The sequence below is a fragment of the Streptomyces sp. A5-4 genome, assembly GCF_051131715.1.
Taxonomy (GTDB): domain Bacteria; phylum Actinomycetota; class Actinomycetes; order Streptomycetales; family Streptomycetaceae; genus Streptomyces.
Genome location: NZ_CP178591.1, coordinates 6,634,779 through 6,660,761 on the forward strand (window position 1 = coordinate 6,634,779; position 25,983 = coordinate 6,660,761).

The 25,983-nt window shown below is 68.9% G+C and carries 26 protein-coding genes; 14 read left to right on the forward strand and 12 right to left on the reverse strand.

The genetic code is table 11. From position 1 onward, the window contains the following. Positions 1-43: 43 nt before the first annotated feature. The 3 genes from ACLLJJ_RS31170 to ACLLJJ_RS31180 all read left to right on the forward strand — a co-directional run bounded on the left by ACLLJJ_RS31170 (position 44) and on the right by ACLLJJ_RS31180 (position 1,676). A complete protein-coding gene (locus ACLLJJ_RS31170) occupies positions 44-334 on the forward strand; it encodes a hypothetical protein (protein ID WP_185298063.1) in 291 nt (96 codons plus the stop codon). 15 nt (positions 335-349) lie between these two features. After that, positions 350-1,171, forward strand: coding sequence for a DUF317 domain-containing protein (locus ACLLJJ_RS31175; protein ID WP_185298062.1), 822 nt, complete (start codon positions 350-352; stop codon positions 1,169-1,171). A gap of 172 nt (positions 1,172-1,343) precedes the next feature. Continuing rightward, entirely contained in the window at positions 1,344-1,676 is a 333-nt protein-coding gene (locus ACLLJJ_RS31180; RefSeq protein ID WP_434597427.1) for a hypothetical protein, read from the forward strand. 228 nt (positions 1,677-1,904) lie between these two features. Here the strand turns inward: ACLLJJ_RS31180 and ACLLJJ_RS31185 are convergent, their stop codons facing one another. The 10 genes from ACLLJJ_RS31185 to ACLLJJ_RS31230 all read right to left on the reverse strand — a co-directional run bounded on the left by ACLLJJ_RS31185 (position 1,905) and on the right by ACLLJJ_RS31230 (position 10,117). Further along, positions 1,905-2,600, reverse strand: a complete 696-nt coding sequence (locus tag ACLLJJ_RS31185) for a hypothetical protein (protein ID WP_185298061.1) — start codon at positions 2,598-2,600, stop codon at positions 1,905-1,907. A 77-nt stretch (positions 2,601-2,677) separates the two neighbouring features. Further along, on the reverse strand, positions 2,678-3,109 hold the full coding sequence (locus tag ACLLJJ_RS31190) for a hypothetical protein (RefSeq protein ID WP_374940071.1): 432 nt from the start codon (positions 3,107-3,109) through the stop codon (positions 2,678-2,680). 93 nt (positions 3,110-3,202) lie between these two features. After that, a complete protein-coding gene (locus ACLLJJ_RS31195; protein ID WP_185298059.1) occupies positions 3,203-4,921 on the reverse strand; it encodes a relaxase/mobilization nuclease domain-containing protein in 1,719 nt (572 codons plus the stop codon). Further along, positions 4,918-5,580 carry a plasmid mobilization protein gene (locus ACLLJJ_RS31200; RefSeq protein ID WP_185298058.1) on the reverse strand — a complete coding sequence of 221 codons (663 nt, stop codon included), beginning with the start codon at positions 5,578-5,580 and terminating at the stop codon, positions 4,918-4,920. The genes ACLLJJ_RS31195 and ACLLJJ_RS31200 overlap by 4 nt, the downstream gene beginning before the upstream one ends. Next, positions 5,577-5,813 (reverse strand): hypothetical protein, encoded by a 237-nt coding sequence (locus ACLLJJ_RS31205; RefSeq protein WP_185298057.1) that lies wholly within the window; start codon positions 5,811-5,813, stop codon positions 5,577-5,579. Before ACLLJJ_RS31205 ends, ACLLJJ_RS31200 begins: the two co-directional genes overlap by 4 nt. Positions 5,814-5,898: 85 nt before the next feature. After that, a complete protein-coding gene (locus ACLLJJ_RS31210; protein WP_185298056.1) occupies positions 5,899-6,090 on the reverse strand; it encodes a hypothetical protein in 192 nt (63 codons plus the stop codon). Beyond that, complete coding sequence (locus ACLLJJ_RS31215) at positions 6,087-7,715, reverse strand: hypothetical protein (protein ID WP_185298055.1); 1,629 nt, start codon at positions 7,713-7,715, stop codon at positions 6,087-6,089. Before ACLLJJ_RS31215 ends, ACLLJJ_RS31210 begins: the two co-directional genes overlap by 4 nt. Then, positions 7,712-8,353, reverse strand: a complete 642-nt coding sequence (locus ACLLJJ_RS31220) for a WhiB family transcriptional regulator (RefSeq protein ID WP_185298054.1) — start codon at positions 8,351-8,353, stop codon at positions 7,712-7,714. The genes ACLLJJ_RS31215 and ACLLJJ_RS31220 overlap by 4 nt, the downstream gene beginning before the upstream one ends. A gap of 157 nt (positions 8,354-8,510) precedes the next feature. After that, the gene (locus tag ACLLJJ_RS31225) at positions 8,511-9,218 is read right to left on the reverse strand and encodes a zinc finger domain-containing protein (RefSeq protein ID WP_185298053.1); all 708 of its coding nucleotides are present in this window, start codon (positions 9,216-9,218) and stop codon (positions 8,511-8,513) included. A 2-nt stretch (positions 9,219-9,220) separates the two neighbouring features. Next, positions 9,221-10,117 (reverse strand): helix-turn-helix domain-containing protein, encoded by an 897-nt coding sequence (locus ACLLJJ_RS31230; protein ID WP_185298052.1) that lies wholly within the window; start codon positions 10,115-10,117, stop codon positions 9,221-9,223. A gap of 812 nt (positions 10,118-10,929) precedes the next feature. On the opposite strand from ACLLJJ_RS31230, the gene ACLLJJ_RS31235 reads away from it, so the two are divergent. The 9 genes from ACLLJJ_RS31235 (at position 10,930) to ACLLJJ_RS31275 (ending at position 20,603) form a co-directional block, all read left to right on the forward strand. Then, positions 10,930-11,400, forward strand: coding sequence for an XRE family transcriptional regulator (locus ACLLJJ_RS31235; RefSeq protein ID WP_258049747.1), 471 nt, complete (start codon positions 10,930-10,932; stop codon positions 11,398-11,400). Positions 11,401-11,436: 36 nt separating this feature from the next. Further along, positions 11,437-11,949, forward strand: coding sequence for a hypothetical protein (locus ACLLJJ_RS31240; RefSeq protein ID WP_258049746.1), 513 nt, complete (start codon positions 11,437-11,439; stop codon positions 11,947-11,949). Next, positions 11,946-13,154 carry an MAB_1171c family putative transporter gene (locus ACLLJJ_RS31245; RefSeq protein ID WP_185298051.1) on the forward strand — a complete coding sequence of 403 codons (1,209 nt, stop codon included), beginning with the start codon at positions 11,946-11,948 and terminating at the stop codon, positions 13,152-13,154. Before ACLLJJ_RS31240 ends, ACLLJJ_RS31245 begins: the two co-directional genes overlap by 4 nt. After that, a complete protein-coding gene (locus tag ACLLJJ_RS31250) occupies positions 13,151-14,587 on the forward strand; it encodes an amidase family protein (protein ID WP_185298050.1) in 1,437 nt (478 codons plus the stop codon). The genes ACLLJJ_RS31245 and ACLLJJ_RS31250 overlap by 4 nt, the downstream gene beginning before the upstream one ends. 201 nt (positions 14,588-14,788) lie before the next feature. After that, entirely contained in the window at positions 14,789-15,916 is a 1,128-nt protein-coding gene (locus ACLLJJ_RS31255) for a hypothetical protein (RefSeq protein WP_185298049.1), read from the forward strand. 176 nt (positions 15,917-16,092) lie between these two features. Then, a complete protein-coding gene (locus ACLLJJ_RS31260) occupies positions 16,093-16,656 on the forward strand; it encodes a hypothetical protein (protein WP_185298048.1) in 564 nt (187 codons plus the stop codon). A 70-nt stretch (positions 16,657-16,726) separates the two neighbouring features. Continuing rightward, positions 16,727-17,818 (forward strand): tyrosine-type recombinase/integrase, encoded by a 1,092-nt coding sequence (locus ACLLJJ_RS31265; protein WP_219732119.1) that lies wholly within the window; start codon positions 16,727-16,729, stop codon positions 17,816-17,818. Positions 17,819-17,844: 26 nt separating this feature from the next. Beyond that, on the forward strand, positions 17,845-18,192 hold the full coding sequence (locus ACLLJJ_RS31270) for a helix-turn-helix domain-containing protein (RefSeq protein ID WP_185298047.1): 348 nt from the start codon (positions 17,845-17,847) through the stop codon (positions 18,190-18,192). Between the two features lie 1,082 nt (positions 18,193-19,274). Further along, on the forward strand, positions 19,275-20,603 hold the full coding sequence (locus ACLLJJ_RS31275) for a hypothetical protein (protein ID WP_258049745.1): 1,329 nt from the start codon (positions 19,275-19,277) through the stop codon (positions 20,601-20,603). Between the two features lie 10 nt (positions 20,604-20,613). Here ACLLJJ_RS31275 and ACLLJJ_RS31280 read toward each other — a convergent pair whose 3' ends face one another. Then, complete coding sequence (locus ACLLJJ_RS31280; protein WP_185298045.1) at positions 20,614-21,144, reverse strand: 2'-5' RNA ligase family protein; 531 nt, start codon at positions 21,142-21,144, stop codon at positions 20,614-20,616. Between the two features lie 418 nt (positions 21,145-21,562). Here ACLLJJ_RS31280 and ACLLJJ_RS31285 point away from each other — a divergent pair, with 418 nt between their 5' ends. Beyond that, a complete protein-coding gene (locus ACLLJJ_RS31285; RefSeq protein ID WP_185298044.1) occupies positions 21,563-22,492 on the forward strand; it encodes a hypothetical protein in 930 nt (309 codons plus the stop codon). 408 nt (positions 22,493-22,900) lie between these two features. Beyond that, positions 22,901-24,691 carry a hemopexin repeat-containing protein gene (locus ACLLJJ_RS31290; protein WP_185298043.1) on the forward strand — a complete coding sequence of 597 codons (1,791 nt, stop codon included), beginning with the start codon at positions 22,901-22,903 and terminating at the stop codon, positions 24,689-24,691. Positions 24,692-24,818: 127 nt separating this feature from the next. Here ACLLJJ_RS31290 and ACLLJJ_RS31295 read toward each other — a convergent pair whose 3' ends face one another. After that, a complete protein-coding gene (locus ACLLJJ_RS31295; protein WP_185298042.1) occupies positions 24,819-25,460 on the reverse strand; it encodes a hypothetical protein in 642 nt (213 codons plus the stop codon). Positions 25,461-25,983: the final 523 nt, after the last annotated feature.

Consider the following 25,983-nt stretch of genomic DNA (forward strand, 5'->3'; position numbering starts at 1 on the left):
AGTTCCACCGCTCACCGCTTTCCCCCACACAAGGAGGCTGTCCATGCCGCACACGGAAATGACCGTCGGCGATCTCATCGACCTATTGACCGCCTGCGACCGTGATCTGCCGGTGCGCCTTGCGATGAACCCGTTCTTTCCGATGGCCCACCAGGTGGAGCGGGTCGTGCAGTCCGTGGACGAGACCGGTCAGCCCGTCGTCTACCTCGCCGAAGGGCGGGAGACGGACGCGCAGCTCGGTCATCTGCCGCCCGAGGTCGCCGTCGCCCTGACCTGGCACGGCCCAGTCCAGGCACCCCCGCGCCGCGCCCGCCGTACCGCCGGCGGCAAGTAGACCCATACCTAGCCTTTGGAGGCGCCCCTGTACCCCGACTTCCCCCTCGACCCGTCCACCCCGACCAGCGCCCAGTCCGCGTACTGGGTAGGCCCCCGGCACCTGGCCGGTGACGACGGACGCCTCTACGACGCCGTCGCCGACACGCTTGCTGGCCTCGGCTGGACGAGCCTGACGATCGTCCGCGGGCGACACGAGCCGGACGAGGCCCCGGAGGCCCGGCAGGTCCTGCGCAGCACCGTCCTGCACATCAGCCCCGACACCCTGAGCTGGGCCCAGTGGGTCCTGGCGGACGAGCCGTTCCACTTGGGGGAACTGCCGATCGCCTGGCAGGTCTCCGCTCGCGCGGACACGAGCAGCCCGCTCGCCGCGTGGTCGGCGTACTTCACCTCCGACGTCCCCGGGGAAGTTCTGGCCGACTTCCTCGTCGCGCTCGACGCCCGCGACCAGCCCGCCGTCTCGCTCGCCGGCCCCGAGCTGGTCCTCGACGCCGTCACCGCGCACGGCTGGCTCCGGGACATCGACCAGCCCACCGGCGGAGCGACGGACCCCACGTTCAGCTCGTACCTCAGCCTTGGCGAGGTACCGCCCCTCATCCAGGACGCCAACCCGCATGCCCTGACCAGCCAGGTGGACGAGGCGGCCCTGGCCGGATGGCAGGCATGGGCCGAGCCCGTGCTCGGCACGCCCTGCCTGTGGGCGGTGTCCTTCGGCGCCAGCGTGCCCCACGACCTCGTCGCGGCGTTCGCCACCTCCCTCAGCTCGACCGCACCGGTCCTGCGCCGAATGCTTCCCGAGAGCACCAGGGAACGACTCCTGCGGGCACCCGCGAGCTAGCGGTCCGCGCTCCCTCTCATCCGACGTACGAAACCCGGTCTTCCCGAAGGGGGAGGCCGGGCTTCTGGCTTTTCCCTCCAGAGCACGTGCGGGCCGTGAGATTCGGAGCCGGTGCCCGAGCCCGGGGTGCAGAATCCGGCGCAGAGCGAGAAGCTCGCTAACCTCTGGCTGCATGGAAATCCCGGAGCCCACCGGGCTGCCGTACATCAACCCGGACCACAACGACGTGACGAGGCCGGTCTGCGGGTTCTGCCCGTCCACGGTGTACCCGCGAGAGCAGTTCGTGATCTACAGCAGGCCCTCCTGGGAGTGCCCAGTCAACCCGGTGGACGGGCGCCGCTACACCCGCGACGACGTAGCGGTGCCAGCGTGCGTACACCCGGACAAGATCGGCCTGGGCCCGGACAGAATCGCCCCACCTCCGCAACCCGAGCAGGTGGAATCGCAGCCTTCGGACGTTCCGTCTCGCAGAGGCTGGTGGAAGCTGTCTTGGCGGTCCCGATGAGCTGGGATCCAACGGGGCCCGACTACGGATTCGAATGGTGGCACTACTCGTTCGGGACCGCTACTGGGCTCTCGCCAAGGGCGAGGGCGCCTCAATGGACGGGCCGATGGAACTCCACCAGCCCGGCCGCGAGGTCTAGGCGCTGCCCGGATGGGTCAGCGGCGCACGTCGCACACGACTGCTGCCCCCGACCGGTGGTCGGGGGCAGCAGCATGTCGGAGATGTGGGTCAGCTGGTTGCTGCCGCCTTGGTGAGGGCCTTGGCGAGGTGGCGGTCGACGAGGGCCGGGGGGCCGGAGACGACAAGCAGCACGCTGCCGTCACGGATCGCGGTTTGCTTCACCACGGTGTCCTGCCCACCGGCGGAGAAGGTCAGGAGCTGGCTCCACTGCTCGTCGCCGAACTGGGGTGCTGTCATCTTCTGCGAGGCCATGTCGATCGTGGTGCTGCCCGAGATGACCTGGTAGGTGGGGCACCCGGTCATGGCGTCGAAAATCTGGGCGATGCCGTCGGACAGCTTGTCGGCGGTGTTGCTGTAGAGCTCCTCGGAGATCTCCGAGTTGCTGCCGCCGGTGTAGGTGAAGGTGGCCTTCGCCTGGCGGGGAAAGTCGAGCGAGCCGCCGGTCGCTGCGTCGCCGCCCAGCTCGTTGAGGGCGGGGCACCCGACGACGGTGACGTCGTCGTGCTGGGAGGGACGCTCCGGCTTGCGCAGGTAGCCGGAGCCGAGGTCGCTCTCGTCCAGCAGCCGCTTCTCCAGCGCGGCCGACGCCAGCGGAGCGGTGCTCTGGCCGGTGTCGGCCGGCTTCCCGGTACGAGCGGAGGAGGCGGTGCTGGGCTCGGCCTTGGTGGTTTCGGCGGAGCAGGCCGGGAGGGCGAGGACGGTGATGGCGGTGAGGGAGAGGGCGGTGGCGACGCGAACGCGCATGGTGGACTGACCCCTTGGTGCTAGGTGACGGGTGGTCAGTGCGGGCGCGTGGGCCCGGAGGGTCGCAGGGGTGGTGGTCAGTGGCCGAGGTGGCGCAGGCCGTCCTCGAACGTGGCGTGCGTCGCGTCCGCGGGGCCGGTGTGCCGGTTGTACCAGGCGGTGTCGAGGCGCGTCTCTTGCTGCTGGTGGCCCGCCCGGCAGCGCAGCCAGATCCGGTCTTGGGTGGAGAGGATGAGCCAGTCTCGGTACGCGCCGCACTCGGCACAGGCGACCATCTCGCCGTCAAGGACGAGCGGCTGCTTCCAGGACGTCATCCGGCCGTCGAGCTGGTCATGGCTCGGCACGCGCAGCTCCGACGGAAGGAAGTCGTCCACCACGGGGGCCGACTCTGCCGGCTCCGCCGCAGTCAATGCTCGTTCGATCTCCGGCGGCACCTGGCCCTCCAGCCGCGCCGACAGCTCGAAGAACCGGCGCTGCGCCTCGCTGGGCTCCGCGGCCCGTCGTCGCATTCGGTGAAACACTCCGGCGTCCTCTCTCCTCGTCCTGCACGCATCATGATCGTGCCCTAACTCCCCGACCACTTCAATTCACAAAGTCCACAGTCACGGGCCGGTGCGCTGAGACCCGGGCCGCCCCGGTGTCCGCTGCCCTGCAGGCCGCATCGATTGGGCTGTGCCCGGACGACGGTTGACCTTGTCACCGGAGTCAGCGGGCAGGCCCGCGGTTCGGCGAAGTCGCCACACCAGGACGTCGCTGACGGACTCTGCCGTGCCGAGCTCTCGTCGCTCCGCTGCATCGGTGAGCAGGGCGGCCGGATCGTGCCCGGCCGCCTTGACGTCGGCGAGGGTGGCGGCGAGTGCGTGCCAGCCGGGCTCGGCGAGGATCTGCTCAGCCAGCTCCGGAAGCGCCTCGCGCAGCAGCACTGTCTGCCGCTGGAGCAGCGGCCGGTTCAGGTTCTTGCCGCGCCGGTTGAGGGCTCCGATGGGCTGGGCAGAGGCGGCCTGGTAGGCGGAGCGCAGGTGATCGGCAGCCTGGCAGGCGGCATCGGCCTGCTGTGCGTGTCCCTTCTTCGCGTGCCAGAGCATGGTGGCGGTGATGAGGAAGAACAGCATGTCGATAGCCATGGCGGTGGTCGCGCCGTCCTCGCCCCGGCCAAGGGCGGGCCCGCCGTTCACGAGGTCGCGGGCAACCTGCCGCAGGGCTCGATCGGTCCCGCGTTCGGCCCGGACGTGGGAGCGGGAAGCGCGTTCGAACGCGGAGGCAGCGGCACGCAGTTCCTGGCGGGTGTGGGCGGCGGAGGTTTTCGCGAGCGCGTCCAGGACCTCCCCGGTCGCCGCGATGTACGCGGCGGTGACCGCGTCCTCGCCGTGCTCGACGATCAGCACCGCGGCCCAGGCGGCCGAAGCGGTCCGCCGGCGTGCGGCAGACGGACTGCCCGGTGCCGCGTGGTCGAGACCATCTGCCGACGGAGCTTGGACGGGGCCATCGGCGGACCAGCGCTCCCGTATCCGGGGCAGGGACAAGTCCGGAGCGAGGCGCGCGCCGGGGTAGAACACGGGCTCGCCGTCCTTGTTGCGGTCGTCGGGCAGGGCCACCTTGTAGCCGAGCAGGTCACCGGAAGGAGCGACGCGCTTGCGGATCAGAAGGCCGGCGTCGGCCAGCCGGTCGAAGAACTCCTCCTCGCTCGTCACGCCGGCCACCGCGCGGCGTACGGTCTCGCGCAACTCCTCACGTGCGGTGCGCTCTCGGCCCTGGCGTCGGGCCTTGTGACGTTCGTCGCTGGTGGGACGCTTCGCGGCGGTTCCGTCGCCGGTGTTCAACCGGCGAAGTCCGTAGTCGACTTCGATTTTCCGGGCTTCCGCCTGGGAGCGGGCGCCGTCCTGGCGGATGCGGGCTTGGCGGCCGTCGTGGCGGACGACGGTGGCGATGATGTGGATGTGGTCGTCGGCGTGGCGGACGGCCGCCCAGCGGCAGGCGCCGTCGTCGCCTTCGGGGGCGATGCCGGTGGCGGCGACCATGCGGCGGGCGACGTCGGCCCACTGTTCGTCGGTGAGGATCGGGTCTTCGGGTGCGGCGCGTACGGACAGGTGCCATACGTGCTCGGTGGGCCTGGCGCTTTCGGGCAGGGCCATGACGGGCTGGTCGAGTAGCCGCTGCAGGTCGCGTTCTGTCGCCTTGGCGTCGCGGCCGGGGTCGGGGGCCAAGCGGTCCCATGCCGCGACGAGGTGGGGGTCGATGTGCTCCTCGGCCTTGCCAGGCCCGTACAGGTAGTGCAGCAGGCCGTAGGTGTCATTGCCCATGTCGTGGACTGAGGGGATCATGCTGCCGATCGCTCGCCGTCCAGGTAGCGCTGGACCAAGGCGTCCACACGCAGGGAGACTCGGTCGACGCCTGCGAGGACTGCTCTGGTCTGCGGTGCCGGCTCGTCCGAGTTCAGCGCTGCCGCAACCTGGTTGAGGTTGTTGCCGATCCGGTTCAATGCGGTGCGCAGGTCGAACAGTTCCTTCAGCATCTCGCGTTCGCCGGCGATTTCTGCGGCGGTGAGGTCGAGGTTGCGGGCAGCTTTGAGGGCTGCGCGGGCAAGGTAGTTGGCGATGCTCATGTTGCATGCGGCAGCGGCGCGGGCGAGGAGCTGGTACTCGTCGTCGTTCATGCGGCAGCTCGGCTGGTGCATGCGCTTCTTCTCGTGGCGCAGGCGCTCACGCTGCTGAACGTGGGGCTTCGGCGGCGTGGCGTGGGTGCAGTCGGTGCTGTGGCAGGAATGGTTTCCCCCCTCTTCAGGATGCGAGCCGCCCTCGGTCGCATCCTGAACGGTCGGCGCCCCCCGGTGCCGATCCGCTCCCGCCACCCCCGGGGCGGGAGACGCAAGAGCATTGCTCCCAACGGGAGCAATGCTCTTGCACCAACTTGCTCCCCCTGAGGTCGAGTTGATGTCGCGGGACGGCTCGGGGGTGGTGCCGTTCTGGGGCGGGTTCGTCATCGGGAGTCGGTCCTCGTGGAGCGGAAGCGGTGCTGGATGGTGGCGGCCAGTTCGACGACGTCTGCCGGTCCGGTGAGGACTTGGACGGGTCCATCGGGCTGGTCCTGGACGAGCCATTGGCCGGTTGGGGTGAGGACGGCGGAGTGCAGGAGCCTGCACCGAACCAGAACGTCCGCCCAGGCACCCGCCTCGGCGGACGTGGGCTCGGATGAGCGAGCGGGGCGCGGAATCACGGGGACCTCCTGGAACGGGGCGGTGGCCCGGCACGGAGCGGGGCCACCTGAGGCGGATAGGGGCATTGAGCTGCTGCTTTGCCGGTCAGCCGCACTCGGGGCAGCGCCCGACGTGGCTGCTGAGAGCCCTGGCCATCCGTGCCTTCGTCGATGCGGCCTGCTTCGCGCTGGACTTCGCCGCCGGCCTGCCCGCGTGCCGTTCGGAGTGGGCGGTCATGAAGCCGATCTCCCGCTCGTACTCGGCACGGACGGTCTTGAACTGGTGGCATGTCTTCATCGGGTGGTGCTCCTTGTCGTTGTGTCGCCGCCGTCTCGCAGTTGCTGGAGGACGAGGCTCAATCGGTCGTTCCGACCGCCCTTGAGGCCCTCGCGCCGGAGGATCTCCCGCAGCTGGACCCGGGTGATCGCTTCGTTGCCGTCGCGTGCGAGCAGAGCCGGGACGTGCGGGCGGACCTGCTGGGTGAGCTGGTCCACGGACTGCTCCGACTCGCGCGGCGGGCGTTGTGGCTGCGGGCTGCGGGACCGGCCGTTGCGCTTGCCCTTCCCCTTGGCCTTCGTGGTCGGCTTCCGCCGGAGGGGGACCTTGTGTCCCCGGTCCCCGGTGGGCTCGGTCCCCGTTTCGGAGTCGGTCGGTCCCCGGTCCCCGGTGGGCTCGGTCCCCGTTTCGGAGTCGGTCGGTCCCCGGTCCCCGGTGGGCTCGGTCCCCGTTTCGGAGTCGGTCGGTCCCCGGTCCCCGGTGGGCTCGGTCCCCGATCCGGCGTCCGTCGGTCCCCGGCGCGGACCCTGGGCCTGAGCAGGCACTTCGACCGCAAGGCGGCCGGTCCCCGCGCTACCGTTGGGACCCTGGTTGGGCTCCGGATTGACGGGCTCGGTCCCCGGGACACGGTCCTCGGTCCCCGCGTCGTGGTCCCCGATTCCGGGGACCGGTCCCCTCTCCTTGCACGGTCCCCAGTCCCCGGTCATGTCGACGGCACGGTGGGGACCGTCCTTGGGGACCGGCCCGCTCTGGGCCTTCGGCGAGGGGACCGAGAAGGTCGTCATGCTGCCGTCGTGCGGGGACCAGGGGGAGGGCAGCGAGACCGTGGCGAGCGCGAGTGCGTGCCGCCGGGCGGCCAGCTGGTCGAGCAGCTGCACGCGCTGGAGCGGGTCGGTGCCGACCGAGGCCCGGCCGACTGCTTTCGACAGCCGCCGGGTGAGCCGTCGGCCGCGCCAGCTCTGCCGTTGCTCAGGCGTGCGCTCCGCGAGTCGGGCGGCCAGGGCGACCGCGCGGGCGGTGGCCCGGTCACGGGTGATCTGCGCGGCGTCGCGGTCTCGGGCGGCGATGCCGAGGCGGGACAGCAGCCGCTCGCGTGCCTCCCGCCCCAGGGTGGCGAGCAATCCGTGGGACGCGGCACCCGGGGTGTGGAGGCGGAGCTCGATGCCCATGGCGAGGTGCCACAGCATCGCCGCCATGATTGGGCCGACGAAGGCGCGGACCGTGCCGCCGACGGGGCCGCTCTCGGCGAAGGCGGGGATCACCTGTACGCCGGTGATGACCCAGACCAGAGTGCCTGGCAGGCCGGGTGCTCCCTGGGTGGCCAGGTTCTGCCGGGCCATCAGGGCGGTCGCGAAGAGTGCGAGCTCGGCTGCGGCGAACATGCCGGCGCGTTCTGCGGTGCCGGCCATGTCGAGGTAGTCGGTGGCGAAGCGCCACGACGTGTCGGCGCTGTAGGCGGTGCAGCCCAGGGCGGCGAGCGCGGCGACCTTGACCGCCGGGCTGCCGAGACGTTTCTGCGAACGCGCGCCCCGGCGCCGGGCCGCCCAGCCGGTCAGCACCAGGGCGAGGGCGGCGACGGACCCGCCGATCGCAAGGAGGAGAGGCAGGTTCGGTGCGGCGCCGAGGGGCAGGGCGAGGTGGGTCATGCGGCCTTTCCGAGAGGGGCGTGCGCCGAGACCGACGTCGCCGGACGGGACACCGGCTGGCTCGTACCGGGCTTGTTGGGGGTGGGGGTGCCCTTGGCCGGGGCGCCCTTTGCGCGCTTTTTCTTGGGCCTGGGCACGCCGTAGGTGCGGTCCCGGTCGAAGACCTTGAGGGCGGCCTGTCGCAGCAGGTCACGGGCGTGCTTGTGGCTGATCTGCAGGGCGCCGGCGAGCCGGTCGGTGCGCCAGCCCCGGACGTAGGCGTGGTCGATGACGATCTGGCGCTCGGCCTCGGTCAGGTGCACGTCGCGTCCGGTGAAGAACGCGCTCACGCGGCTGTAGTCGAGGCGTTGGGGCAGGCCGTCGTGCCAGGGGCGCCGCTCGGCTTCGGTGAGCCCGCCCCAGATGCCTTCCTTGAGGACGTTCTCCAGGGCGTAGTTGAGGCAGTCGCGGCGGACCGGGCACCAGCCGCACAGCTCCTTCGCCTCGGCGATGTCTTCGTGATCCCGGGGCAGCGGGAAGAACACGGCGTCGGCGTCCTCGGGGTCCATGCCGTGGCACGTACCGCGGCTGTGCCAGCTGGTGTCGCCGATGCCGCGCAGGCCGGTGGCCGGGGCGTCGTGGGTGGTGATGTGGCGCAAGGTGGTCTCCGATGTGCTGCCGCGTCGCCGGTCGGGGGCCGGTGGCGGACGGACGCGGCGTCGGGTGCCGGCTGCGGCGCAGGGCGGTGCCGCAGCCGGTACGGGACGGTGGTGTTGCGGCGGGGCACCGGGCGGGATGCACCGGCGGAGAGGCCGGTCAGGCCATCGCGGGCTGCCGGCCCGGTGTGGACTCCTGGGCCTGCCGGGCGGCGGCGAGGTCGAGGCGGCCAGGGTGCGGGGTGGCACGCGGGGCGGTTCCGCGTGCTCCGCCGTCGGGGCCGATCCTTCGGCGGCGGCACGGTTCGCCGACCTGGGTCTGGCACCAGTCGCAGCGCACTCCGAGGGCGTCGGGCTGGCCCTGTGCGATGGCTGCCTCCCGGGCCGCGCGGGCGGGCCGGTAGGGCGCGAGCGCTGCTCGGGCTGCGGGCGGTATGCAGGAGCCGATCTCTCGCAGCCTCGCCTGCAGGTCCGGATCGAGCTGGCCCATGGTGATCGCCCGGGCCTGTGCGGGCTGGGCGGTGCCGGTGGCTACCGCTCGGCGGGCGCCGACCAGCTCGGCGGTCCAGGCGGCCTGGTCGTCCGGGTCGACGGACGGCGTGGGGTCGGTGTGCCGGCCCAGGCGGTCGCGGCGGTAGCTCTCCCACGGGCGAGCGATGTCCGCGGGCAGGATCGGGTACGGCGAGAGGCTGATGTGCTTGCGGGCGGCGACGCTGGCGTCCCAGCCGTGCGGGGTGGCCGTCGGCACATCTCCGAGCAGCTCGTGCCACTGGTTGAGCTGGTCACCAGCCTCGCGGTCGGTGCGGATAGTGCGGGGGTCGAGTCGGCCGATGTAGGCCAGAAGGGCGGCGATTTCGCGGCGGTCCACGGTCAGCCCTCCGTTCCGGTCGGCTCGTCGAGAGCGGCGAGGAGGGCTGCGGTGTGGGCCTCTGCCCGAGTCATGCCGCCCGGCTGAGCGGGACCCTTGCCGGGCAGGGCGTAGAGATTCGGGCGGCCCGGAGCGTGCTCTCGGGCGATCCAGGAGCGCCAGTCGGCAGCCCAGGCCCCCGCGCCTCGCGGCTTGAAGTCGGCGCGGTGGGCGCGCCACTTCGCGTCGGCTGCCTGCAGGCCCTCCTCGCCGAGTCGGTCGAGGTGCCCTTGCTGGCGGGTCCAAGTGTGGGTGTCTGGGTCGACCTGCCACTCGGCTGCCGAGGTGAGCGAGGTGCCACCACTGCTGTACCTACGGTTCACCTTCGGTTCACTACGGTTCTGGGGTGTGGAATCCGTACCGTCGAGGGTGCGGATTCCTGACCGTCGAGGGTGCTGATTCCGTCGCGAGGGTGCGGAATTCGCACCGGTCGGATTCCGTCGTGAGGGTGCGGAATCAGTCCTCTTCGTGGGCCAGATCCCGTGCCGCTGGAGCCTCTCCGGCTGCAGCTCGGGCACCGGATCCGCGTCGGACGGCTCGACCTCCGCGTTCGGGTCTTCCTCCCTGGCCGCGTCGACCTTCGCCTGGTAGGCAGCGGCGCGGGGCAGACGGTAGACCGTCGTACGAAGGGGGCCCTGGTAGACGTCGAGCAGCTCCAGCTCGTCGCCCTCGGCGAGCGCCCGGAGAGCCGCGCGTACGGCGGTCAGCGATGCGTTCGTTCGCTCGACCAGGCTCGTCATTGAGGCCCAGGCGACGCATTGCTTGTCGGGCACCCGGTCGGCGATCGACAGCAGGACCAGTCGCGCGGTGCCCCGGCTGGAGCTGTACTTCCATACCCACTCGCGGGTTTCGACGCTCATCGGCCGCTCCCGCTCACGAGGCGGGGCCGACGGCTCGGTGCGACGGAGGTGGCTGCCGCGCAGGCCGTGTGGATGGGCCTTTTGCGCAGGGCAGGAGGCATGCGAGAATCCCCTTTGCAGTGTTGCCACGCTGGTGCGCCCCTGGAAGGACTCAGCGTGGTGATGGTGGGCTATCTCCGCCCTTGCCGGGGCGGTTGTGCCACTTAGCGTTCGGCGTCCGGGAGTTACCGCTCTCGGGCGTCGTCGCTGTTTTCGGGACCTACTCGGTCCGGTCTGTGCTCACCGGCTCCTTACATGCGTCGTCGCGGGCGGGCTGCCCGGGGACGACGAACATACGCACGGACCCGTGTCAAGATCCAGACTTGGTTCTTAAACTCTGTACTGATTGCAGAGAGTCACCGCGCGATCTGCTGCTGGAGCCGTCTTCGGGCTCGGTGCGGTCCGTCTTCCAGTGTTGAGGGGTACCGTTGCCGCGGTTGCCCCGAATGCCGATATGGCATCATTGTGTCCGGATTTGAGTGGGTGCCTGGTATTCCCCACGGCGGAAATGCGATGTGGATGAGGTGTTTCCACTGCCGCCTCCACGCTTTCCGTTCGAAGATCAAAAGCCCCGTGCGCCAGACGTGACGTATGTCGCTAGGGAAATGTGGCTCGCGCCACGTCGCCCGGAGCATTCCTGCCGGTAGAAACGGACAGGCCGACCCGAAATGGGCGGTGCGTGCCACGCGGAAACGTGCTGGTGAGGAAGAACTTTCCATACGCGGGATCGCGCCGTCAACTGGTGTTTATGGCGAGGTAGTGTGGTGGTTGAAGTGACGACGAAGTCCACCCAGAAAAGGATCATGGAAGAGTCGACCGAAGACCAGGTGCCCCCCCAGGGGCTCATGGACCGCCTAAACCGCCTGTTCGATACGGTGCACCCGCCCGATCGCGGCCCCTTCAGCAACGCCGAAGTGGCCGAGCTGATGGAAAAGCGAGGGCTGGGCAAGCTGTCCGCGCAGTACCTGTGGCTCCTGCGGACCGGGCAGCGCGATAACCCGACGAAGCGTCATCTCGAAGCGCTCGCAGGGTTTTTCGGGGTGGATCCCGCTTATTGGTTCGATGATGCCGTCGCCGAAAAGACAGTGCAGGAGCTGGAGTTGCTCGCACTGCTTCGTGACGCGAAGATCAAGAACGTTCTTCTTCGCCTATCCGACGTCTCCGCGGACGGAAAGGACGCCGTCCTGGGGATCGTCGAGAGCGTACGAAAATCCGAGGGGTTGCCACCCTCAAGTGGCGCGTGAATCGGCCTTAGTTCAGTAAGTGATCAAGGAAAATCAATGTGGTCTGTACGCAGGCTGCGCCGGCCTGACCTCTTGGCCGAGCTGCGGCTCCCGCACGTCACCAATATCCGCGATCTCAGCGACGAGGTCTCACGCCGCACGGGACGGAATGTGGTCCTAGAGCCCCGTGAGCAGGCACCCTCCGTGTGCGGAGCATGCGCCGTCACGGAGAGTGCCTTCTACGTGTACTACGACCCGCGGACCAGCTGTCTGCACCAGGACCACATCATCGCCCACGAGTTCAGCCACCTGCTGCTCGGCCATCACAAAAACCGCCCGGCGTCCGCGCTCTCCTCGACGATCTTCACCAGCGTCGGTTCGGCCACCGTGGAGATGATGTTGGGGCGCACGAAGTACGACGAGGACGAGGAGCGGGACACCGAGCTTCTCGCCTCGCTGCTCCAGCGCCGGATCATCGACCGGTGGCTGCGCAGCGACGAGTCCTCCGGGGACGAAGTCCAGGACCGGGTTACGCACACGCTCCTGCGCCGACGGGAGGCCCGGCCGTGAAGGACTTGCTCCATCCGATCAGCCTCGTTGTCGCCACGCTCGGCTTCCTCTGCCTCCTGCGGGACGTGCCGACCCGCCGCCGTGATCCCGCCTCCACCGCGCTGGCCGCCGTCTTCCTGCTGTCAGGGCTGTCGTTCCTGTTCTCCATCACCCCGATGTGGAACTACCTCGACCGTGTGCTCGGCACCGTCAATCTTTCCGTACCCCTCGCGCAGGGGTGCGTCGTCGCGCTCCTCGCCTGTCAGCAGGTGGTTCTCACCTACTGGGGGTCTCCGCCCGAAGTCGCCCGCCGATTCAGTCGCCGGTGGCTCAGGGCCGGCTTCGCTGTGATCACCGGGCTGCTGGTGCTGTTCGCTCTGCTGACGCCCAGCGCGCCGCGTCCGATCGACTTCACGCTGTACTACGCGCACGACGGCTGGTACGCCGCGTACCTCACCCTGTACATCACGGCCTACACCATCGGAGAACTGTTCCTCGCCCGCGCCTGCTGGCGCCTGGCCCGCCGCAGCACCCGCGGGTCCGTCCGCGTCGGCCTGCGCATCGTCGCCCTCGGCGCCACCGTCACCCTCGGATACAGCGCAGTCCGCATCGGCAACGTGATCGCCGGCGCCCTCGACACCTCCCTCGCCGACTGGGAAGGCTTCGCCTGGGCCTGCGGCGATGTCGGCGCCATGCTCACGCTCATCGGCTGGCTCGTGCCCACCATCAGCGACCAGGCCCAGAGCGTCCAGTACCGGATCAAGCAGTACCGCTGCTACTACGGCCTGCGTCCTCTCTGGCTGGCGTTCTACAGCGAAGCGCCCGAGATCGAGCTGCCGATTGACCGAGTCGACCGGGCCCAGCGGCGTCGCTTTCGCCGCATCTCGATCCGGCTCTACCGCCGAGCAGTCGAGATCCGGGACGGCCGGTTCGTGATCCGTCGGTATCTCGATGCTGCGGTCCGCGAGGCCAGCGAAGCCCATCACCGGGCCCGAGGGCTTCACGGTCAAGATCTTTCGGCCGCCGTCACGGCGGACCAGATCCTCGCCGGAATCGCTGCCCGGGCCGAAGGCACCCGCCCGGAGCCCGACCAGCTCACGGAGTTCGCTGACTCCGAACGCCAGACGAGTCGGCCCATGGACGACATCAATGCTCTCCTCGATGTCGCTCGCCACCTGCCACGCCAGCCCGCACGAGCCCCCCACCTTGAGCGAGTCTCCGCATGACCAACGACCTCACCCACCAGCCCGCTCACGTTCAGCTCCAGGCCCTGGACCGCGGCGAGATCTCGAGCCGCGAGCTACTTGACCTCCATCTCGATCGGATCGACGCGAGCCACGTGAACGCCGTCGTCACCCGCGACGACGACGCAGCCCGGACCGCCGCGGGAGCAGCAGACGAACGCCGCGCCCGCAACGAGAGCAGCGGCACCCTCGACGGCCTTCCCCTCACGATCAAGGACAGCTTCGAGACGGCTGGCCTGCGCACCACCAGCGGTGCCGAAGCCCTCGCGGATCACGTACCCGTACGCGACGCCGACGCGGTCGCCCGGCTCCGCCACCAAGGGGCCGTGATCATGGGTAAGACGAATACGCCGGCGTACTGCCAGGACCTGCACACCGACAACAGCCTGTTCGGCCGCACGCTCAACCCTCACGATCCTGAGCGCACCGTCGGCGGCTCCTCCGGGGGCCCAGCCGCCGCGGTCGCCGCCCACCTGACCCCCGCCGACCTCGGCAGCGACCTCGCCGGCTCCCTCCGACTCCCCGCTCACTACTGCGGCGTCTACGGCCTGCGCCCCACGCACGGACTCGTCCCGGCTCGCGGCCACATCCCCCGCCCGCCGGGATGGATCACCAGCAGCGACATGGTCACCCCCGGCCCTCTGGCCCGCCACCCTCGTGACCTCGGCCTGCTCCTCGACGCGCTGACGACGCCGTCACCCGCCGAGAACAGCCCCTGGCTCGCGAAGCTGCACAACCCCCGCCGCGAAGCTGACCAGCTTCGCGTGGCGGTGTGGGCCGAGGACACGAGCTGCCCCGTCGACCGTGAAACCGCAGGCGCCCTCGCCGCCGTCGAGCAGGCACTGGCCTCTGCGGGCACGAACGTCTGCCGCACCTCGGGACCGGTCGGCTTCGCTGATTCCCTCCGCCTCTTCGAGCAGCTCCTCCACGCCACCGCGACAGCCGCAACCGACGACGATGCCGGCGCGGCCGAACTCGCGGCAGCCCGTGACCTGCACACAGATGACGCGAGCCCGCGGGCCGCCTTCCTTCGTCACCGAACGCAGACACACCGTGCCTGGCTCCGCGCCAACGAGGAACGCATGCAGCTTCGGGAGACGTGGCACCGGTACTTCGCTGACGCCCAACACGACGTCCTCATCACACCCGCTGCTCCCACCGCAGCCATCCCGGCCGGCACCCGCGCTCTCAAGGTTGACGGCGTCGAGCGGAGCTTCTTCGACCAGACCGGCTGGGCCAACCTCACCAGCCACATCGGTCTGCCCAGCCTCGTCGTACCTGTTGCGCGAAGCGCGGACGGCCTCCCGATCGGCGTACAGCTCGTGGGGCCGAACTACTCGGACCTGACCTTGCTCGCCCTGGCCGAATATCTGGCGTCGCTTCTCGGAGGGATGGCCATGGGAATCAGTCTTTGACGCCGTCAGCCAGCGGCACACCGATCAGCAAATGAGAGGTGGCAGTAAGAGGGGCGCAGAGGTCTCCCGGCGGCTGCGCCACGGCGATCGGGTGCTGGGACTCAACTTGGCCGTGTCTCAAGCATCTCGGGCGGCGTACCGCACCGTTGGGTAGCGTGCCAGTGTCGCAATGCGTATCCCGACAAGGGAAGGGTGGGGGGCGTGGAGAGCTTCTTCTCTCCGAAGAGGACATGGGCGCAGGGCCCGTATCTGCACTTCGTGGCCAAGCTGGATGACCCGGCGTACGTGGAGTACACACGGGCGCACCATGGACTGCTGGCCGAGTACGGACACCAGGTAGGGACTGTGCCGGCCGAGTGGCTGCACTGGACGGTACTGGGTATCCATCACAGCCTGACTCGGGACCAGGTGGAGCGTGCGGTTGAGCGGGTCCGCTACAAGCTGGCCATGGACAGCACACGTGCGGACGTCCAGATGGGCCCGGTTTGGCCCGGCCCCAGTGCCGTGACTGTCGCCATGTACCCGGAGACGGCGCTCGCCCGCGTGAGCAACCAAGTCCGCGAGGCGGTCTGCAGTGTGGACGGCATTACCTTGCGGCCGGCTATGGATCGTCCGTGGCCGCACTCCACGCTCTCGTACTTTCGCACCGGTGACGTCCATGACGCCGACTTCAACCGCCGCCTTCGCTCGATTCGGCCGGACCGTGCGGACATCAACGTCAGCAGCGTGCACGCCGTCTACATGCACCAAGACCTCGACCTCGGGTACTACAGGTGGGACCACCTTGCGGTACTCCCCTTGGGCAGCTCCTCAGTCCTGACAGTCCGCGCCCGCCTGGATGAGCTGGTCACGCAAGCGGAGCGGGAGGGCAACCCCCTGTGGGCCGCAGCGTGGCGGCAGACCCGCACCGTCCTGGCCCCCGTGTTCGGGGACGAGAAGTTCACTCCGCCCTGGTCCACCATGGACGTCGGCTCCGACTACGTCGAGGCTGCGGGGGCTTTGGCAGTCAGCCTCTACCTGCTTGCTCGTGAACGCTCCGTCGCCCCGGCCGACATCAGCGAGCAGGATCTGGACGAGCTGGCTGACTCGGCACCCGGCGCCGGGAGGCTCCGCACGTACGAGCGGATCCGAACTCGGCTCGTGGCGCTGGGACATGCGTTGGACGATGCCGATGATCCGGTCACGGTGCGCTGGCGCGCGCTGGACTACGTACATGAGGAGCCTGCATACGGGGACCTTGACGACAGCTCGCTGCGTGCCGGTCACGCGGGAGAGAATGGTCTGCGCCACGTCCTGGCTCCGTTCTACCGCGAGCGCATCCGCTTCTGACCGGCAGCGGCACAGGCGGCCGGCTGGCACATCCTCCCGGCTGCAGTGGCCTGTCTCCCATGGGAAGTTGAGGAAGATCTGGAAAGCGGCACCCCGGCCCAGTGCAGACGGTCACCATGGTCCAGGGGCGTTGAAGCGGCGTCCGTTGCAGCGGGGAGGAACGCGTGGAACCGTTCGTGCCGAAGTTTCAGGGACGCCCGTGGGAGAGCGGGTCGCGAGCCCTCCACGTATACGTGCTGCCTCGGCCTGGAGTGGATGACGAGCTGCTCGGCCTTGCTGAGACGTGCCGGCCGATCCTGGGTGGCTACCCGATCGACCCGCAGTGCGGCAGTGACCCGAGCGACGCCGGCCTCCTGCACCTCACGTGCGAGATGCTCGCCGATGCGCCGTCCGCCGAGTACGACGAGGCGGCCCTGACCGAAGTCGCAGATGCCTTGCGCGCGGAGCTGTCGGACGTGCCCGCGTTCACAACGCAGGTCGGTCCCCCCATCGGAAATATTGCGGGGGCCGTCCTGGACGTCTGGCCCGAGGCGGACACCGTTGCCCTCATCGAGCGGATCCGGTCAGCGATCCGGAATGCCCGTGGTGGCGAGGCGCTTCAGCACTCCGGCGGGCGCCCGCACATCTCACTCGGCTACAGCAACCCTCGGGAGTTGCATCAGATGGGCGCGAACGCCCTGGTCGCCAGGCCCGGGAGCCACGATCTGGAACTCCGAGGAGCGTACTCGCTAGCCGCCTGACCTGCCACTCTTGATGCTTCTTCCCGTCTGATGCAAGATATGCCCATCAGGCGGGAAGGGGATCTTCGTCGTGTACCGAACCGTGGACTTGGCGGGGTCGGCTCACCTTGAGCTGGTCTCCGGGGTCGTTCACCTGCGTCCCGAGGACGCGATGTTCGACGCCATGCTGCGCGGCTGGCGGAACCAAATGCTCGCCCGCAATCTCAAGGCGAAAACGATCAGCAACCGCGAGAAGCTGATCCGCAGGTTCCTCAAGTTCGTGAACGACTATCCCTGGGCGTGGACCCCGGCCCACATGGATGAATGGTCCGCCCAACTCACGAGCGAAGATCACCTGTCGCCTTCGTCGGTGCGCAACTACCACGGCACGTTGCGGCTGTTCACCGAGTTCCTCATCGATCGGCGTTACGGGTGGGCGACGGCGTGCGAGGACGCGTTCGGCACCTACCCCGTGGCGATCTGCCATGAATGGAACACGCTTCCGCATCTGCAGGACTACGAGGGCGATCCGGAGGCCCGCCCGTTCACGCGTGAGGAGCTGCAGCTCTTCTTCGACTACGCCGACGAGCAGGTCGAGCGCGCGGTCCGGACCGGCCGCAAGGGCGCGCTGGCCGCGTACCGGGACGCCACCTTATTCAAGGTGATCTATGGGTGGGGGCTGCGGCGTACGGAGACCTCACGGCTGGACCTGGTGGACTTCGGGCGCAATGCAAAGGCGCCGCAGTTCGGCAGGTTCGGCACGCTCAATGTCCGCTACGGCAAGGCGAAGAAGGGGCAGCCGCCGCGCCGGAGGAACGTGCTGTCTGTGATGGACTGGGCTGTCGGGTCGGTCGTGGACTACGTCGAGAATGTCCGACCGCGCTTCGGGTTCCCGGATCAGCCGGCGTTGTGGATCACGGAGCGGGGTGGTCGGCTCCAGCCCGGTTCGATCAACGACCGGTTCGAGACGTACCGGGACGCGCTTGGGCTCCACAAGGAGTTGGTCCCCCACTCGCTGCGCCACTCGTACGTCACGCATCTCACCGAGGACGGGGTGGACCGCGGGTTCATCCAGCAGCAGGTTGGCCACGAAAATAGCAGTTCGATGGCCACCTACACCCACGTCAGCGACGACTTCATGAACTCGGCCCTGCAGCGGGCCCTGGCCCCGGCCTTCGCCTGAGACCGCTGCTGAGGAAGGACATCCCGATGCCCGCAGCGAAACTCGACTACCAGTGGCACCTGCGCAAAGTCATGGCCGAGCGCGACATGTTCAACACCAGCGACCTGAGCCCACTGCTCGCCGAGCGCGGCATCACACTCTCGTCCAGCCAGGTCTACCGGCTGGTGACCGATCGCCCGGAGCGGCTGAGCATGAAGGTGCTCATGGCGCTGCTCGACATCCTCGACTGCCGGATGGACGACCTGATCGAGCCGATCGCCGCTGCGGGGGCGGCAAGCCGGCCGAAGAAGGCCGCCGCGGCCGGTGGCAGCGCACCGGAGCCGGGGCTCGGGACCCTGCGGCCCAAACGGGCCCGCATCACCGGGATTGAATGATGACCATAGATATTGACCAGTTGATCCAAGACGACCCGCTCGGCGCCGTCGTACACCAGATAGCTCGCGTGGAGCGCGGTCTGTCCCACGATCGGATCCAGGAAGTGGCGCAAGCTGTACTCCGCGGTCCCACGACGCGGCGCCGCGTCGCCCGAGAGCTGCGGGACAACCCGCAGGTCCTGGTCACAGGTGGCTCTCCCTCGATCTGGTCAGTGGGAAAACTCCTGGCTGCGCTGGCGAAGACGGGGGCACAGCAGCTGGCGAGGCCGCGTTGCTGCGACTGCAACCGCGAGATCCTGAGCCTGTGCAGCCGCAAGGGCGGGCTGTGGTGCTGTAGCGGGTGCACTCGCCCGAAGGAGGAGTGCGTCGGCTGCGGCATGCTCGCGTATGTCCGAACCCGGGACCGGAAGGGACGCCCTCTGTGCCAGCGGTGTCCTGTCGACGACGACCCGGCAGAGGAACTGGTCGACTTGGTGGTGGGCGTCGATCCTGGCTTGAGCCGGGCCACGGTGGCCGAGGCCCTGGCGGGATGCTCACTTCAACGCGCCGTTCGCTGGCGGGTGGCCTGGGCTGTCCTCGACCGGCCCGGGCTGCTCACCGGCGCCGGGCACACGGCGCCCACGCCGTCCGTGCTTACGTTCATCAACGCCCTGGTGGAGGCCGGCGCCACGGCGGTGGTGCGGCCGGGCTGTGCCCGCTGCGGCGCGACCGAACATCTGCGCGCGAAGCAGGACGGCCAGCGGATCTGCTGGCGCTGTGAAGAAGAAGCACGTGCCGAGGACTGCTCGGGCTGCGGCAATCGCCGCAAGGTGAGCTCTCGGGACGACAATGGCCGCCCGATATGCACCGATTGCTGGAGGAGTGACCCAGCCAACCGCGAACCGTGCACGGGCTGCCGACGGCGGCGGAAAGTCAAAGCCCGCACGGCAGAGGGACCGTGGTGTGAGAGGTGTAGCCCGCGGAAGGACCAGGACTGCAGTGTCTGCGGGCAGCTCACCTGGTGCGCCACATCGCGCGCGACGGGCGAGCCGTGGTGCCGCAACTGCCGAGTCCGGCACATCCGGTGCACGTCCTGCGGGACGGTGTCGCCGCTCAAGGGAGGAACCCTCGTTGCCCCGCTGTGCGCCCAGTGCCTGAACCCGGATCCGGACTTCTGGGACCGCTGTCCTCTCTGCGAGACGACATGGCAGTTCGGCACCGAGCCCTGCCAGCGGTGCCTTGTCGACCTGAAGCTCGGAGAGCTGCTCGGCGATGGCACCGGTGTCGCGGAGGAACTCGAGCCGTTCCGGCGCGCGCTGGTGGCTGTGGAGCGCCCCGACCACGCCATGAGCTGGCTGACCAAGCCAAAGGTCCGCGCACTGTTGACGGCCCTGGGCAAGGACCCACGCCCGGTGACCCACGCGCTGCTCGACGAGCTGCCGGCAGGCAAGACCCTGAACTACCTGCGCGGCCTCCTGATGGCCACCGGCTCGCTCCCGGCCCGCGATCAGCGCCTCGCCAACCTGGAGCACTGGATCAACCAGAAAGTGGCCGGGCGTAAAGACCTCGCAGAGCGGCGGGTCCTGCACGGATACGCGATCTGGCACCACCTTCGCCGACTGCGTGAGCGCGTGCGCGGACAGCAGGTGACGGTCGACCAGGACCAGAACGTCCGCACCCACATCAATGCCGCCGTCCAGCTCCTCGACGACCTGGCGGGTCACGGCATGCCGCTGGGCGCGTGCACACAGAGCGAAGTGGACGACTTCATGGCCCACCGCGCCACCTACCCGACGCGTACAGCGCACTTCGTGCGCTGGGCCGTGGCTCACCGCCACGCCCACAACCTCACCGCTCCCGCCACCCGGTGGGCGGGCCCGAGCGGGCCGCATGATGAGGACCGGCGGTGGGAGGTTGCGCGCCGGCTCCTGCACGAGGACGACGCGCCGATCGCCGACCGGGTCGCCGGCCTGCTCCTGCTGCTCTACGCCCAGCACGTCAACACCATCCGCCATCTCACCGTCGACCATGTGCAGCGCGACGGCGACAAGCCGGAGATCCTTCTCGGGGACCGCCCGATCGTGCTGCCCGCGCCGCTCGATGCCCTAATGGAGGAACTGATCGCTAGTCGGCGCGGTCACACACTCGTGGATGCGCCAGGGCAGTGGCTCTTCCCCGGGCGGCTCCCCGGCCAGCCACTCAGCAATGACCAACTCGTGATCCGGCTAAGGGCGCTGGGCGTCAATCCGCGCCAGGACCGAGGCACCGCCCTGTTCACGCTGGCCTCTCAGGTCCCGGCAGCGATCCTGGTGCGCATGCTGGGCATCCACCGCTCGGTAGCCGTGCAGTGGCAGAACTCCAGCGGCGGGGACTGGGCGGCGTACGCGGCCGACGTCGCCACGCGACCGGTACGCACCCGCCCGGCGAACTGAACGGCGATCCTCAGCTGCCCGCACCGAGCGGGATCGTCGCGACGTGGTCCCATGTGATCGTCTTGGCCCCTGCGTCCGCGGTGACGTCCACGAGGTGAACGGCGTCCACCCTCATCGGGGCGTGTCCCGGGCGTACTCCGTTGCGGAGCTTCCTCTGGACCTGGTCGGAGTCGCATTCCTCGGCCGCGTATCCGAGCGTGAGGTGCGGGACCTTGGTGGGGTAGTCCGTCGCGTTGGGCCCGCGGACGGCCTGGATCGCGGCGCGGACGGTGGTGTGGAGTTCGTTGAGGGGCTCGTCGGGGTGGACGTCGGCGATCACTCCGGTCGCATACGACTCCAGCGATCCGATCATGATGTCGAACGGCTCGATTTCCGCGAGCTGCTTACCCAACTCCGCGACCAGAGCATCGCGTTCAGCCGTTGAAATGTCCGCTCCCACGCGGTCAGTGATCTGCTCGACGGTGATGTGCAGCCAGGGAAGCGCGACCGGTGTGATCGGGAAGTCCTTCAGCACGTCGTGCGCGCGCGTGTAGGTCCGCAATTGGAATGTCCCGTTCCGTTGCGGCGAGCTGGGGCTTTCCGGTTGTCTCATTTGAGGGCCACGGCCGATTGGTCTCACGATCTTGTCCCTTGAAAGCTGTGGCCACTGCTGTGACCGAGTTTTCCTACGCATCCCGAGTGTTGGGGCGCCGGGAGGCAGGTCACCTGACACGGTTCGTACGCTGCGCCGGCGACGTGCCGACCGCTTGGCCATCAGCAGTTGACGGGCGAGCGCGCTCTGGTCCGCCTCAGGTTGAAGTGCCGCATGGGCTCGATCGACTTGCTCGGGCGACCGGATCTTCGTGCGCCAGTCGTAACTTCGCCGCCCGGTGCTCTTTGTACCGGGCAGAACAGTGATCGTCCTGCTGTTCTGCCCGGTCCGGTGAGTGAAGTGGGAGTGGCTTGTGCGACGAGCTCTGGTGGGTGTGGCTCTTGCGGCCCTGGTGGGAGTGATGGTGCCGCCGGCAACGGCGGCGCCCGGGTCGGCGACCTACAAGGTGGGGTGCGGGAAAGCCAAGTTGCTGCGGATTTCCTTCACCAAGGCGGCCAGGAACACGAAGACCGTGATCATCCTCAACCCGAACAAGAAGGCGAGCTGCGTCTACGAGCTGCCCTCGGCAACGACGGGCGCCAGTACGAACCTCACCTCGCGTGCGGAGGGGGTCGTCGTGCAGGGCAACGGGGCCACGATCAAGCCGAGGACCAGATCGAAGTACGGTGCAACGATCCAGGTCACGGAAGGTTCGCTGACCCTGCGCGATGTCACAGTCGAGTCGAATGGTGACGCGTCCGTCCACGTGCGGGACATGCGCGACACGGAGAACGGGCAGGGAACGTTCGGAACGCTCATCCTCGCGGGCACGTCCGTACTGTCCGGACCCGGGCAGACCGGCGCGTCGGTAGACGGAACGATGGAAATGCGGGACCAGTCACGAGTGACCGGGTTCCCCAACGGAGGCGTCTCCAACACAGGCACGTTCACCATGTCCGGCAACAGCCGCGTCAGCGGGAACTCCAACGTGAGCGGGCCGTACGGCGGCGGCGGTGTCTTCAACCGCGGCACGATGACCATGAAGGAATCCGCCGCCGTCTCAGGCAATAGCGCCAAGAAAGACAGCGACGTTCGAGGCGGCCTCGGAGGTGGCATCTTCAACGATCGGGAGGGACACCTGACCGTGCAGGGCCATGCCACCGTCAGTGACAATCGCGCGGACCCCGCCGGGGAGGCAAACGGCCAGGGTGGCGGCATCTACAACATGGGGAACGCCACCGTCGCCCCTGGCAGCATCCGGCAGAACACGCCCACCCAGTGCGCAGGGCCCCAGCCCGTTACCGGCTGCACCGGCTGACCCTGCCTGAGGAACGGTGCGGCGGGCTTCCCCGGGTTCCCGCCGCACCGGCCCGAATTCTCGACTCCCAGCTCAGGTCCTGTTCGGCCTCCGAGGTCGCCTCGATGATCGAGGGCGTGCTGCGGCACCGCACCGGCATGGAAGTGGACCGGCAGCACCCCGACCACCCACGGCCTGATCCTGGAGGTATTCGCCGGACCCCTGCCCGGGGTGCGACCGAAACGCGAGCCAGTCTCAATGTCTGGCACTCTGAAACTTCGAATCCGAGCATCCCTTTCAGGCCCATTGCGTCCGCTTTTCGGTCACGCCATCCCTATGAGGGCCGTCGTTGGCCGCCACACATCACACTTTGAATGCGGGCGACTACTCGCCGTGCGCGCCGGTGTGAGTGGACTGAAGGAGTACGGAATGTCTGAGCTTGAGACCACGGCTGAAGAGCGTCTGGCCCGGGTGCGGGCGACCCTGTCGGGGACGTCGACGTCCCGCCGCGCCGCGCACCGGCAGAAGGGGAGCCGCGCGCAGAACCTGTTGGGCGGGGTGATGCTGCGGGCCGCGGAGCGTCAGGAAGCGGGCCGGGAGCTGACCGAGCTGGAAGGGCGATTGCTCGGTGTCCTGCGCGCCGCGGTGCCCCAGGAGGAGGTCGCCGCGTTCGGCCGGGCCTGGCGGGAGGCGACGGGGAAGAACACGGTGGACTGGCTGCCTGCCACGTTCACCGCACGCTCAGCCGATACGGGCTACGCCATGGCGGACCTGGTGGCGGACCTGGCGGCGGCGGGGCCCGAGATCCTGGCGCAGCCGAACGTGCACGTGGTGAACGTCGCGGACCTCACCGCCGAGGGCGGCAGCCTGGACTCCGAGGAGTTTTTGGCGGCGCTCGCCGAGTACGGGTCGGGAGCGACGGTAGTGACCGGGCCGGAGCTGCCCTCGGGCAAGGACGTCGCGCCACTTCGCGCGAATCTGGCACTGGACCTCTTCCACTGCATCCGCAGTACGGGCGACACCTTCTTTGGCCCAGATGACGAGATCTACTGGGTGGCCGCCTCCGGCGCCGACGACCACTCCACCAAAACCTACAGTTCACCCGAGTTCGGGTCGCTCGAAGACAACACATGGAAGTCCTTCGACGCCAACGCCACGATCTTCAGCGGCACGGTGCACCAGACTCTGATCACGGACATCGAGTGCTGGGAACGCGACGGCGGCGACATCTGGAAGGACCTGCGCGAGGGCCTGGCGGACGTGGCCGAGACGTGCGCGGAGGCGTGCGCGGACATTCAGGAACACGGGGAGAGCCAGGAGGCCAGCCTGGCGGCGGTCGTCGCGATCGTCAGCGCGCTGCTGGGCCTTCTGCTGGAGTTGTTCACGAACGACGACGACCTGATCCAGGACCGCAGCCTTGCCTTCACCCGCCCCGCCCTGACAGAACTCGCCCTTCGCCCGGACGCCCGGGACTACTGGAACTTCAGCGGCAGCAACGGCCACTACCGCCTCTACATCCGCTGCCACCTGCCCGAGACGGCCCTGGTGATGAAATCGATCGAGGAGGGCTGGCCAGGACTCGTAGGCACCTCCTTCACCGGGGGCATCGACGCCGCCGTGAAGAAGCCCGGCCACCCCAGCGACGTGTACCTGTTCAGGGGAGCCGAGTACCTCCGCTACGACGCCCACGGGGAGAAGATCGTCATCGGTCCGAAATCCCTCGCGACGGGCTGGCCCGGTCTTGCGGGCACCGCCTTCGCCCAGGGCATCGACGCCGCCACCCAAATCCCCGGCTACAGCGTCCAGCAACCTCAGCCCTCCCCGGACCTGTACCTCTTCCGGGGAAACCAATATGTGCGCTACGTCACCGCCACAGAGAAGATCACCGTCGGTCCGAAACCCATCGCGACGGGCTGGCCGGGTCTTGCGGACACCGCCTTCGCCGACAAGATCGACGCCGCCGCCCCCGTACCGGGTGGCGCTCCCCATCTGTACCTCTTCACCGGCGACCAGTACGTCCGCTACGACACCACCCAGGAAAAGATCGTCGCCGGTCCCAAGCCCATCGCCGAAGGCTGGCCCGGGCTGGCCGGCTCCGACTACGCCGGCGGGATCCATGCGGCCTGCTCCGTACCCGACGGCAGCAGTGAGCGGCCCTACCACTACACCGACATCTACCTGTTCCTGGGCCAGGACTACACCAGGTACTCCATCATCTGACAGAACAGCCGCACCCGTAACACCGCACACGCGCAGGCCGGCCGGAATACCTCAACCGGCCGGCCGCCCACCCGGCTGCTGCTCCCGTTCGGCCCGTCGTGGGGCCGCTCGCCCGGCCTTCCTGCGGCTACCGGCCGGGCCGGGGGAAGAACTCGTCGGCTGCCTTCAGGAAGCCGAGGAACCGGTCGGCCTCTTCCATGTCGCCGTCCAGGGCCTTGGCCGGCGACAGCCAGGCCGTGGGCCGGTCGGCGTTGAACGTCACGCCGAGCTGCATGAGCCTCGCGGCGGCTTGCCTACTGAGGGTTTCCCTCTTCCCCTCGTCGGCGAGCTGGTCGGCGTGGGTGAAGGCGATGGCCACATGGGGTGTGGCGGGGGTGCTGCCATCCGCAGTTTTCGTCCTCGCCAGCAGGCGGAACGCATCGGATGTCGCATCGGTCGGGCCGGTGGCGCCGTTGACGACCAGGATCGCCCAGGTCCTCGGCAGGGCGTCCTGGTCGAGGGCTGTGAGGTAGTCGTCGTACGTCGGGCAGTCGAACAGGGAGTACGTCTGCATAGGCAGGCTGTAGTCCAGCCGGGACATCGCGAACCCCATGCCCCCCTGCTCCCGCGGCGCGTGCGTGGGCGCGTCGTGGAGCTGGTCGAACGTCGTCATGCCGGCATTGAGGTCGGGGCGGCGGTCGCGCACGACACGGCTGATCGCCGCGGCCAGCGACGTCCTCCCGTGCCCCTGGGCACCCACGAGCGCGACGTCACGGTGATAGATCGGCATCAAGAACCTCCAGTGAGCGGGACGGTCACCCGACATGATCCTCCGGTCACCGTGTGTGGCGTCGGGGAATCATGAATCCGCTTCGAAAGACCACAAGTGATGAGAGGGTGCCAGCTACAGGCTGTAGCGAATGTGCATCCGGCTCTGGATTTGCGAGGTGAAGGTGCGGTCCTGGTCGGCGGAACCGGATCCTCGACAGCCGACCCGCTGTAGGGGAAGACCCGCGCGGCCCTCTGCTCGCGGCCGGCCGGCAGAGGGCCGCAGGGAATCAGGACGAGGCAGCACAGTGGTGCGCGATGGCCCGTCAACTGCTGGTGGCCAAATGGTCGGCCCGTGGTGGACGCTGTGTCCGAACGGCCTCGGGTGGTCTGCCGGCACTCGGCAAGCGCGAATGGGTGCGGATCCTCTGAAGTGATGGTCGGGATCAGCGCGGAGTTGGAGGACGGCATCGGCACCGTCGAGTCCCCAGCGGGCGACGAGAACCAGTTGCGCCACCGTGGAGGCCACCGCGACAGCGACCAGC

Coding starts and splice junctions, on each gene's coding strand:
- ACLLJJ_RS31170 (WP_185298063.1), top strand. CDS start 44: ATGCCGCACACGGAAATGACCGTCGGCGATCTCATCGACCTATTGACC.
- ACLLJJ_RS31180 (WP_434597427.1), top strand. CDS start 1,344: ATGGAAATCCCGGAGCCCACCGGGCTGCCGTACATCAACCCGGACCAC.
- ACLLJJ_RS31185 (WP_185298061.1), bottom strand. CDS start 2,600: ATGCGCGTTCGCGTCGCCACCGCCCTCTCCCTCACCGCCATCACCGTC.
- ACLLJJ_RS31190 (WP_374940071.1), bottom strand. CDS start 3,109: ATGCGACGACGGGCCGCGGAGCCCAGCGAGGCGCAGCGCCGGTTCTTC.
- ACLLJJ_RS31195 (WP_185298059.1), bottom strand. CDS start 4,921: ATGATCCCCTCAGTCCACGACATGGGCAATGACACCTACGGCCTGCTG.
- ACLLJJ_RS31200 (WP_185298058.1), bottom strand. CDS start 5,580: ATGACGAACCCGCCCCAGAACGGCACCACCCCCGAGCCGTCCCGCGAC.
- ACLLJJ_RS31210 (WP_185298056.1), bottom strand. CDS start 6,090: ATGAAGACATGCCACCAGTTCAAGACCGTCCGTGCCGAGTACGAGCGG.
- ACLLJJ_RS31215 (WP_185298055.1), bottom strand. CDS start 7,715: ATGACCCACCTCGCCCTGCCCCTCGGCGCCGCACCGAACCTGCCTCTC.
- ACLLJJ_RS31230 (WP_185298052.1), bottom strand. CDS start 10,117: ATGAGCGTCGAAACCCGCGAGTGGGTATGGAAGTACAGCTCCAGCCGG.
- ACLLJJ_RS31240 (WP_258049746.1), top strand. CDS start 11,437: ATGTGGTCTGTACGCAGGCTGCGCCGGCCTGACCTCTTGGCCGAGCTG.
- ACLLJJ_RS31250 (WP_185298050.1), top strand. CDS start 13,151: ATGACCAACGACCTCACCCACCAGCCCGCTCACGTTCAGCTCCAGGCC.
- ACLLJJ_RS31270 (WP_185298047.1), top strand. CDS start 17,845: ATGCCCGCAGCGAAACTCGACTACCAGTGGCACCTGCGCAAAGTCATG.
- ACLLJJ_RS31290 (WP_185298043.1), top strand. CDS start 22,901: ATGTCTGAGCTTGAGACCACGGCTGAAGAGCGTCTGGCCCGGGTGCGG.
- ACLLJJ_RS31295 (WP_185298042.1), bottom strand. CDS start 25,460: ATGCCGATCTATCACCGTGACGTCGCGCTCGTGGGTGCCCAGGGGCAC.